Origin of the sequence: Bacillus cereus group sp. N12, from assembly GCF_016483575.1 — a bacterium.
In the GTDB taxonomy this organism is placed as follows: domain Bacteria; phylum Bacillota; class Bacilli; order Bacillales; family Bacillaceae_G; genus Bacillus_A; species Bacillus_A toyonensis.
In genome coordinates this window covers 1-9,695 of the sequence record NZ_JAEHBO010000123.1, presented here as the reverse complement: position 1 = coordinate 9,695, position 9,695 = coordinate 1, and the positions used below count along the sequence as shown (strand labels likewise).

The following is a 9,695-nucleotide window of genomic DNA, read 5'->3' as shown; positions in this document are numbered from 1 at the left end:
TATTGAAATTGATTTTAGCAAACTCGAAATCACTAATTCCTTTTAGTGACCATGCAAACTGTTTTCCTTCTAAAATACTAGAAGAGTTCGGGATATCTGAATTAAAACCTAAGTTATCTAATATAGATTTTAGATCAGGTAAAACACCTATTCTATCATTCCACGGATCTTGAGATTTTGTTCCTGTATTCGGATTACTTAAGATATTTCTTAATTCGGCTGGTGTATAAGGAGAACCTCGATGTTCTTTAGCAATACCTTGAATCGAAGTTGCTGCTCCAGCAATAATTGGTGAAGCACTTGATGTTCCACTAAATGTTGATGTATATAAATTTGTAGTATTTTGACTTGGATTTGCTGATGTTGTATCAACATTTTCTCCCCATCCATATACATCTAATCGACTTCCATAATTTGAAAACCATAAACGTTTATGTGGAACAGTTGATGATCCCGCCCCAACCATAATAGCACCTGAATCCTTGAAGTCTGGACTATTTCGATTTAAGATTTTTTTTCCATTACGATCTTTAAAATTATCTAAGTCGTTTGAACCATTTGCGCCAGCTTCTATAATAATAATCCCTTTATCTGCACCAACACGAATTGCATCAAAAATATCTGGATGTACTTCTACAGGTAAATATTTATCCCCATACCCATCATACGAAGCTTGTGCCTCTAATAAAAGAATATCTCCCGCTTGTAAATTATGTACAGCACTTAAAATAGCATCCGCTGTATTATAAATTCCATTATCCCTAATCTGGGATATTACTTTTACATTTGCTTTTGGTGCAATTCCAATATTTCCAATTTGATTATCTTCAGATGAAACAATTCCTAATACAGAGGTACCATGAGCTCTATGCTGGCTTATATTTTGTCCCGACATAAGCTTAATATTTTTATTAACTAAATCCTCATGGTTCAATAACCATCCATATTCCATATCCACAAAAGTTGTATCCTTCCCGTCACCACCTTTAATGCTCCAAGCATGCGAGGCATTAATTCCCTTTGGTGCCGCTTCAAGATATCCTTGATTTTTAAATCTAGGATCATCGTGCGGATTAACAGATAAATTTGGTAACTGTATTTCAGGGGGTGTCAAAATTTGTTTTTCTTGTATATAAGCCTCCTCTACAAGAGGAGATGTTTCAAATTTTTTTAGTAATAATTCTATTTCTATGTTATTAGGAGCTTGTACAATATAATAATTTAATAAATTATTAGCTGATTCATTAGCAACTGATTTAGATTGTACTGATAATTTTTCAATCTCTATCGGATTTACAGATGAGAACAGACGATTCAAAGTAAGTTCTGTATTTTCGGAAAATAACTTCTTTAAATTGTTATCATAATCCCCATTTTTTATTCGTTTCTCAATACCATCTTCATAAGGTACGTCAATTTGATTTTTAAACTTTACAATTAATCTTTCTTCCTGTGAATCTCTTTCTTTGTATGTGACATTATAAGATTCAGCGTAAACTTTATTATGAATACTATCATTTTGTAGGATTAGATCTGTTCCTACAAATGTGGTCATTGCAATTGATGAAATTAGAAACCCTTTGAATATGTTCATACTATACCCGCCGATCTATATTCTCTTGAGAATTTTTTAATGCGTATAATGGTTAAGATTTTTATATAATATATAAATCTATAATTTAACTTTTGTAGTGAAATCTATGACTTTATTAATAATCCCATAGAGGTAACCTGATATATCCTTTTCTTTCCCATATACTCCTGCTTACTATTCTCAAGATTAGTAAGTGTGGCGCGTGTCTTTTCCTTTTGTGCTTCTCCCTCTATATGAGTAAACTCAATACAATCTCCTACTTTGACTGAAACGGTTTGGCTCTCAGCATCTTGTTGTCTATTTCCTATAATTTCTTTATTGTACAAAATATTACCGGATAAATTCTGGACTTTAATGCTTGCATACGTATTAGTAAAATAAGAATGGGGTATACCCGCTTCTAATTTAAGCTGCATTTTTTCTGTTGCTTTGTTATATTCTATTTTCGCGATTTCTCGATCATTATATCCCTTTAGTGACCAAGCGAATTGATTTCCATCTAAAACCGTTGTTTCTGGCATTTTCTCTACTTTCTTCAAGCCTTCTTTTGTAACTTGATATCTTGCTGTTTTTCCAATGGTTTCATTTTTGTTATTTTCAAGGTTAATTAAAGTTGCTCGCGTTTTTTCCTTTGTTGCTTCTCCTTCTATATGGGTAAATTCAATGTAATCCCCTACCTTGACGGGCACAGTTTGGCTTTCAGCATTTTGTTGTTTATTTCCCACGATTTCCTTATTGTACAGAACGTTACCAGAAGAATTCTGGACCTTAATACTCGCATACGTACTAGCAAAATAGGAATGTGGTACACCTGCTTCTAGTTTTACCTTCATCTCTTCTACCGTTTTATCATAATCTACTTTTGCAATTTCTCTATCACTATATCCTTTTAATGACCAGGCAAACTTGTTTCCTTCTAAAATTGTTGCTTCTGGCATTTTTTCTACTTTCTTCAGGCCTTCCTTTGTAACTTCGTATATGGCTTTTTTTCCAAAGCTCTCTTGTTTACTATTATCTACATTTGTAAGAGTAGCTCTATGTACACCTTCTAGATGTGTTAACTCTATATAATCGCCTACTTTGACTGGAACTTTTTGCGATTCAGCATTTTGCTGTTTGTTTCCATAAATCTCTTTGTTATAGACCACTTTACCTGATGTGTTTTGCACTTTAATACTTGCATATGTACTATCAAAGTAGTCATGTGGTACACCTGCTTTTAGATCAATTTGCATTTCTTCTGTTGATTTATTTAAATTTACTTTCGCAAATTCAAAATCTCCAATCCCTTTCAGCGACCATGCAAATTCATTACCTTCAAAAATGTTTGGAGACTCATTTTTGATTTGTACCTTTTTCTCAACAGTTTGATCAAATATATCCGTTAATACAATTTTTGCATAAGCATTTGTTAGTAATGATATAGATTGACTGATTCCATTTTGATAAGATTTAATATCATCAATTACGTTAATAGGTTGGCCCGTCATATTTTCATTGTTATAAATTTCAATTTTCCCCTTAAATTGCGGTGTACTATTTTCTTTTAGTTTCCAGGATACATTTAATTTTTCATTTTCATAATATATAGATTGGATATCAAAATCTAGTTTTCCTATTTCAGGTTGAGTAGGTTGATTTAGCGTGAATATTTTTCCTGACCCAATAGTAGACTGCGTATTACCTCCTGCTTTGACCCATACATATTCTGAAGTAGATCCTCCATCATATTGATAAGTATTATCATGCGTTCCAGAAATACTTTGATTATTCCAAGAACTCCATTGTTTATCAACTAATTTTCGGCTATAACCATTTTTCAGGCGCGCTTCTCGAACATTCTGTCCACTATCAGCCCAGTCTTCTTGAAACATTCCTAATCCATGATTAAATGCAACATTAGCAACCGGAAAGTCCATAATTGCAATTTGATGCCATTTATTCTTTGTTACATCTTTCATCCATTGTCCAAATTTAGTATGACCATTTTCTTGCCATGAACGCATTGTCATTGTGTACCAATTGTAGTCTTTCCAACCATAAGTTGTTTGAACCTTCATTCCTGTTCCTTCTCCTCCAAAGGGTCCAGCTTGCGAATTCGGAGATAAGTATTCGGCCTTTATTGCTTCTTTAGAGGAAATTGGATCCCATAAGGCAAAATGTAAAGTACGTTTTCCATTTTCATCAAACCCACTTTGTTGTTGAAAACCAGCATATCCTCCAGCTTCACCACCTGCATTCCAGTTGTGTACAGCCCAGTACGTATAAGGTGGTGTCTGAACTGGTGACCAGTCTATACTAATAATATCTGAGGCAGGTATATTTTGTGGACTCACATAAACTGCTGGAGCAGCTGAATGTGTTGCAGCTTTAGTGTGCGAAATAGACGTTCCAAACATAGAAAACATGCTACATGCTGCGGTAATTATAATAACTTTATTAAATCTTTTCTTTTCTTTCTGAATAATCACTAATTTTCTCCCTTTTCTAATTTTAATTTTTGAATACTAACTTAGTAGAGAAATCTATCAAAATTCAAGCAACATCCAGTAAATCTTTAAAATACTGCCCCAATTTTATGTTGTTCTATCTTCACTTCTGATTCTTACATGTTATTTGATTGTAAGTGGTTTCCATAAAGATAACGCAAATATCCAATTCGGGTCACCATTTCCTTGATGATTTTGAACCGCTTCATACACTGTCCCTTGATGTTCTACTTTATCGCCCTTTGTATATGCCTTCTTTGGATCCCATTTTTCATAAGATACATTTTGATCTTTGGTTTTTACCGGAAGAATTTCACTTTGAATCGATGTATTTCCAGCTGCATCTACAGCCTTCACTGCATATTTATATTCCTTATTAGCTGTTAAGGTTTGATCAATAAATGTCGTTCCTTGTACAGTTTGAATCAATTGTCCATCACGTAATACTTGATATTCTTTTACACCTATATTATCTGTAGAAGGATCCCATTTTAGCTCTACACTGTTAGAAGTAATGTTGCTTGCATATAATCCTTGTGGCTGTGTGGGAGCTTCTGTATCTGGTTTCGGATTAACAATTTGATTTACTTTTTTCAGGCCATCCTTTGTAACTTCATACATTACTTTTTTATCAAGGCTTTCACGTTTATTATTATCTAAATTTATTAATGTTGCCCTCTCTCCGCCTTCTAAATGTGTAAGCTCAATAAAATCGCCGGTCTTTACTGAAACTTTTTGTGTTTCAGCATTTTGCTGTTTATTCCCATAAAACTCCTTGTTATATACTACTTTACCTGATGTGTTTTGCACTTTAATACTTGCATATGTACTATCAAAGTAGTTATGTGGTACACCTGCTTTTAGATCAATTTGCATTTCTTCTGTTGATTTATTTAAATTTACTTTTGCGAATTCAAAATCTCCAATCCCTTTCAGCGACCATGCAAACTGGTTTCCTTCTAAAATATTATTTACATTAGGCATATCTGGTTTAATTGGATTAGAATCCGTACCCTTCCAAATTTCTGCTGTTAAAATTGGATATCCTAATGCAGCTACTTTTTGAATGGTATCGTTATTTGGACGTAATCCCCACTTCTCAAAGAAAGGAATCAAATTTTGTTTGGCTACTTTTGATGCCGAAATCATAAATAATTGTTTTTTATTTTCATCAGTTTGTGGAAGTTCACCTGAAGGCATGTCTCTATACAATTGATGCAATTTAGGATAGAAATCCTCTCCATACGCTAACTGTAGTTGCCAAAGCATAACAAGCTTTACAAAAACATCGCTAATTTCATCATAATTTTTATTCACTTGTTCTAGATATTGAAATGCTTTTGGATAAATTCCACTTTTCTCTAAGTTGGATGGTTGATTAAATGCTTTTTCTACAGAAAGGCTGTATATATTATTTTGTACTTCTGTCATATTATAAAACTTCCAGGGCGATTGTTGTCTCAAATGTCCTGCCTCATGCCAAGGGCCCCAGCCATCTGTTATAAATTTATTAATATCTAACACGTATTGGATTGCATCTCCTACATATGCGGTTCGATAAGAAGTTGCATACATATAATAATCGGGAGAATGATTTTCTTCTACGTAATGAATATAATGTTTATCTACTTGTTCTTCGGATAATCCAGCTACTTTGTCTTGAATTCGAGTAGCTTCATCCATCTTTTTCAATAGTTGTACAGGATCTGTATTAGAACCCAACAAATATTTCTTAACACGTGCAGGGCTGGCCGTAATTAATACCCGTTCTCCTTTTAACTCCACTGCATGTGCATTAGGATATTGGTCCAGCATGTTTATTAAATCTTGTTTCGTATGCTTTCCTAATTCAAAGAAAGGCGTAGTCGTTCCCCCTGCTGTGATTGTTGTTCGAATGGTACCACCTTGTTGTTTATTATAAAAATAAATCATCCCTCCATTTGGAGATTGGATTGTGTTTATACCAGGTTTTAATGTAAATGATTTTATCTTAGAATCTTCTCTCCAAGAAGCATCATACGAATACGTTCCAATATATACCTGAATATCTTGATTACCTTCTACATTAATCGTTATTTGTTCATTTGGTTTTGCATATAAACCAGTTGGTTCATATGGACTAAATGCCATACTTTTTCTTTCCTGTTGTTTCAGTACCTCAACATCCCCTTTTCCTGGGACTGTAAATGTTCTATTTTCTGATTTAACTGACTTTTCATTTTGCAGTGATGTCGATAAATTTTTTTGCTGCTCCTTTTGCTCCGCAAAGACATCTGATGAAGAAATCATTCCAGTCGCAAGCATAGTTACTGTAGCAGTAGCCGCAAGTATTTTTCTAGTTTTATGTTTTGAATTATTCCCCATATTATCTCCCTCATTTTTCCTTAGTACTCTTAAGTTTTTTTGTTTTCTTCTTCATGTTTTTACAATCTAAACTATTCATACTATTTAAGTTGTGTCTATTACTCTATATTTTTTCATAAATATCTCCTTTTCTTTATGTATTATTGTATATAAATGTTATTTGATGACACATTAAATAACAACTTTACGATAAACTCATCGATAACAGCCTATTATGTTTTGATTCTGTATTCTAAACTTCCATCCAATTAGAGAAATATATCCAATTGGAGAAATAAGTAAATAAATTACAACATTTAAAGGTTGGGATCTCACGAAAAATTCATAAAACTTTTTTACTTTAAAGGTTTAAACAATTGTGACCACATTTGTTTGAACCTCCACAATTTTTTTCTAAGCTATTCTCTAAAAATCTTATTTTTCGTTGTAAATAAACCTGATTGGTACTCTTTATGCAAAAGAAAAGATGGAATCTTTAATTCAACTCCACCTCTTTTCGAAATAAAAAGCATCTAATTCTATTTGAATTAGATGCTTACATTTAGTCCTTAGACCTAATATTCTAAACTATTTACTCGTTTGTAAATCTTTTTTTATTACATCCCAGAGTGAATTATCTTGACGCATCGGTTTACCCTCTTCATCCCATTTTATTTTTCCTGTTCCCAATTCATAATTCATCCCTGTCCATGTGTCTTCACGGAATGCATAGAATGATTTATGCCATCCTTTTTGGTTAAAGATAGAAATAAGATCTTGCATGTATTGGGTAGCACCTGGAACAGTACGGTTAATTCCAAACTCCTCTGCAATAATTCGATTAGATGGTACATGGTTTTTCTTAGACCATTGTTGGATTGGCTTCAAAAATTTCTCTAATCCTTGTTTATTCCACATTACAGGTTTCTCTAAATCTCCTACTTTTACTAATCCTGGATATTGATATTCCTTGTTTTGTTTTTCACCTTGGCTCGTTAATTCATATGGTTCATACATATGAAATGCGTATAGTGTTTTTTTATCATTTACTGGTTTTAAATATTTAAAGGCCCATGGAGTAGCATATAAACCCGAATCTAAAATAACCGGTGTTTCTCGGTCTACTTCACGTATGGAATTAATCACCTTTTGATAGAATCTGTTTAAATCTGCTGTCGTTCCCTCTACTTTTGCATACCATTTCTCGTAATCTTCCGTCCAAAAATCATTATATCTATTATTTTTATCTGTTTCTGGATGTGGTTCATTTATAATATTATAACCAACCACCGCGGGGTGATCTTTTAGTTCCAGAGCGAGGTCCTTCCAAAATTGACTTGCTTGTTCTTGATACTTTTCTTCTTCCCATATTCTGTCGTCATTCTTATTATTATTAAATTGGCGCCATCGATCACCAGGTAAGGATAACATTGTAAGAACAACTTTCATTCCTTGTGATTGTGCGGCATCTAAATCCGCCTTTAATTTTTCTAGATCTTCCTTTACTAATCCCTGATAGTTATCTGCATTACCTATCAGAAAATCCTTTCCAAAAGTATCTGGTTTATCTTCAAATAGAAAATCTTTATCTTTCGCCCATTTATCAGGTGCTAAACGAACATATTCAATATTAGCTTCTTTTGCACTTTTATAGTTTTCAGGTAATGACGTACTATTCATGAAATTAGTACCCTTTCTTTTCAAATCCCAAAAACTAATTTTTGAATCGCTCTTATGATAGGTATCAGCTCTTACATTCATTTCCTGTACTCCAAAACTCATCATGCCTAATAACGCAACTATCGGCAAAATTTTTTTCACGACTTTTCCTTCTTTCTCTTTATATTTTACACACATAACATACCTTTGTTTTGTTACAGGAATATGGCAATTTTCCAAAAATAAATTTTAAGTTTATAAGGTGGTAGTTCATTCATAAAAAAGAAAGAGACAATTAGAACGTTGCTTCATTAAAAAAAACAAAAAAGGAATCCTTGACGGATTCCTTTTTTGCAATGCACTCTTTTTCAAATGGTACATTTTGCACCTACGTTTAGTATACCTCACAATTCCTATAAAATAAATAAGATTAAAAAAATTTACTGCATGTATTTTCATAAAAGTATATGAATCTAGAAATTAATACTACTAGGTTCACTTACAAAAGATTTGTGTTCTTTCAATAATAATAAAACATCATACTCCTTTATAATTTTACAAATATAATTAAGTATTTTTAAACCTCTCTCTTGAACATTCTATTAGTTGTTCCATAGCAATCTTTTGCGCATGTTCCTCACTATCTATCAAAGTCAATCCTTGTGATATATAACTCCAAAATTCATATCCACAATCCTCCATCCACCTATAAGCTTCTGTTGTATATAGACCATCCTTTCTTTTAATGATTTGAACCTTATAGTTTTTACTTGGAGAAAAAAACTCTTGTATAACCCGCTCCATTTATGCAATATCCTCCTAAAATAAGCGCTAGGTTTTTCACCTAACCCTACTAATATATTTATCCATGTTTAATCAATCTCATACGGAAATCTTCATCTGCACTATAAAGTTGTAACGTATTTAAATCATAATTTTGTACCTGATATCTAAAACTCTCAGTTCTTTGAGCTTTATGACCGTTCTCAAGGTGAAAGTTATGCTTTTGACCAAGTGTTCCTATCACAAACGGAGATAATAGTGCCCCTAAATTAATACCCATATAGAAAATACTGAAACCTGAATCACGACGAGTATCTGATTCACTATATAAATCACCAACAATACTAGATACATTCGGTTTTAATAACCCTGTTCCAAGTACTAAAAATACCATTGAGATAAATAACGTGCTAACCGTTCCTGGTAGAGCTAATATGAGATGACCAATCATAATTACAACGCCACCCCAAAATATTGTTCTACTTGAACCTAATAGGCGATCTGCAATCCACCCACCAATAATTCCAGACATGTAAACTAACGAACCATAGATAGCCATAATGGATGCAGCTGTAGCATGATCCATCCCTAGGCCACCTTTTGAAATGGAATAATACATATAGTAAAGTAATATTGCTCTCATTCCATAATAAGAAAATCGCTCCCAAAATTCTGTAAAGAATAAAGTAAATGGTCCTTTGGGATGTCCAAAGAAACCATTTTGCAGAACGGTGCGAATGATATCGCTTTTGTTAAGCTTCTCCATACAAATGCACTCTTAATATACCTGTCTCTTATACACATCTGACGCTGCCGACGAAGCTAGA

The 9,695-nt window shown here is 33.1% G+C and carries 5 protein-coding genes and 1 pseudogene; all 6 read right to left on the bottom strand.

The genetic code is table 11. The features are described 5' to 3' along the window. Positions 1-1,594 (bottom strand): S8 family peptidase (locus JDS92_RS28395; RefSeq protein ID WP_199632923.1); only part of this gene is annotated, 1,594 nt, incomplete at its 3' end. A gap of 104 nt (positions 1,595-1,698) precedes the next feature. Continuing rightward, positions 1,699-4,065, bottom strand: coding sequence for a putative mucin/carbohydrate-binding domain-containing protein (locus JDS92_RS28390; RefSeq protein ID WP_199632922.1), 2,367 nt, complete (start codon positions 4,063-4,065; stop codon positions 1,699-1,701). Between the two features lie 141 nt (positions 4,066-4,206). After that, positions 4,207-6,447: a M60 family metallopeptidase gene (locus JDS92_RS28385; RefSeq protein WP_199632921.1), complete on the bottom strand. Its 2,241-nt coding sequence runs from the start codon at positions 6,445-6,447 to the stop codon at positions 4,207-4,209. 567 nt (positions 6,448-7,014) lie between these two features. After that, positions 7,015-8,283: a glycoside hydrolase family 5 protein gene (locus JDS92_RS28380; protein ID WP_097959770.1), complete on the bottom strand. Its 1,269-nt coding sequence runs from the start codon at positions 8,281-8,283 to the stop codon at positions 7,015-7,017. Between the two features lie 369 nt (positions 8,284-8,652). Beyond that, positions 8,653-8,889, bottom strand: a complete 237-nt coding sequence (locus tag JDS92_RS28375) for a hypothetical protein (protein ID WP_000442698.1) — start codon at positions 8,887-8,889, stop codon at positions 8,653-8,655. 175 nt (positions 8,890-9,064) lie between these two features. Beyond that, positions 9,065-9,634, bottom strand: a pseudogene (locus JDS92_RS28370) (peptide MFS transporter); the annotation flags it as partial. Between the last annotated feature and the right edge of the window lie 61 nt (positions 9,635-9,695).

Bases quoted from the DNA above. Each gene is read 5' to 3' on its own strand.
- JDS92_RS28385 (WP_199632921.1), bottom strand. From the start codon at position 6,447: ATGGGGAATAATTCAAAACATAAAACTAGAAAAATACTTGCGGCTACT.
- JDS92_RS28380 (WP_097959770.1), bottom strand. From the start codon at position 8,283: ATGTGTGTAAAATATAAAGAGAAAGAAGGAAAAGTCGTGAAAAAAATT.
- JDS92_RS28375 (WP_000442698.1), bottom strand. From the start codon at position 8,889: ATGGAGCGGGTTATACAAGAGTTTTTTTCTCCAAGTAAAAACTATAAG.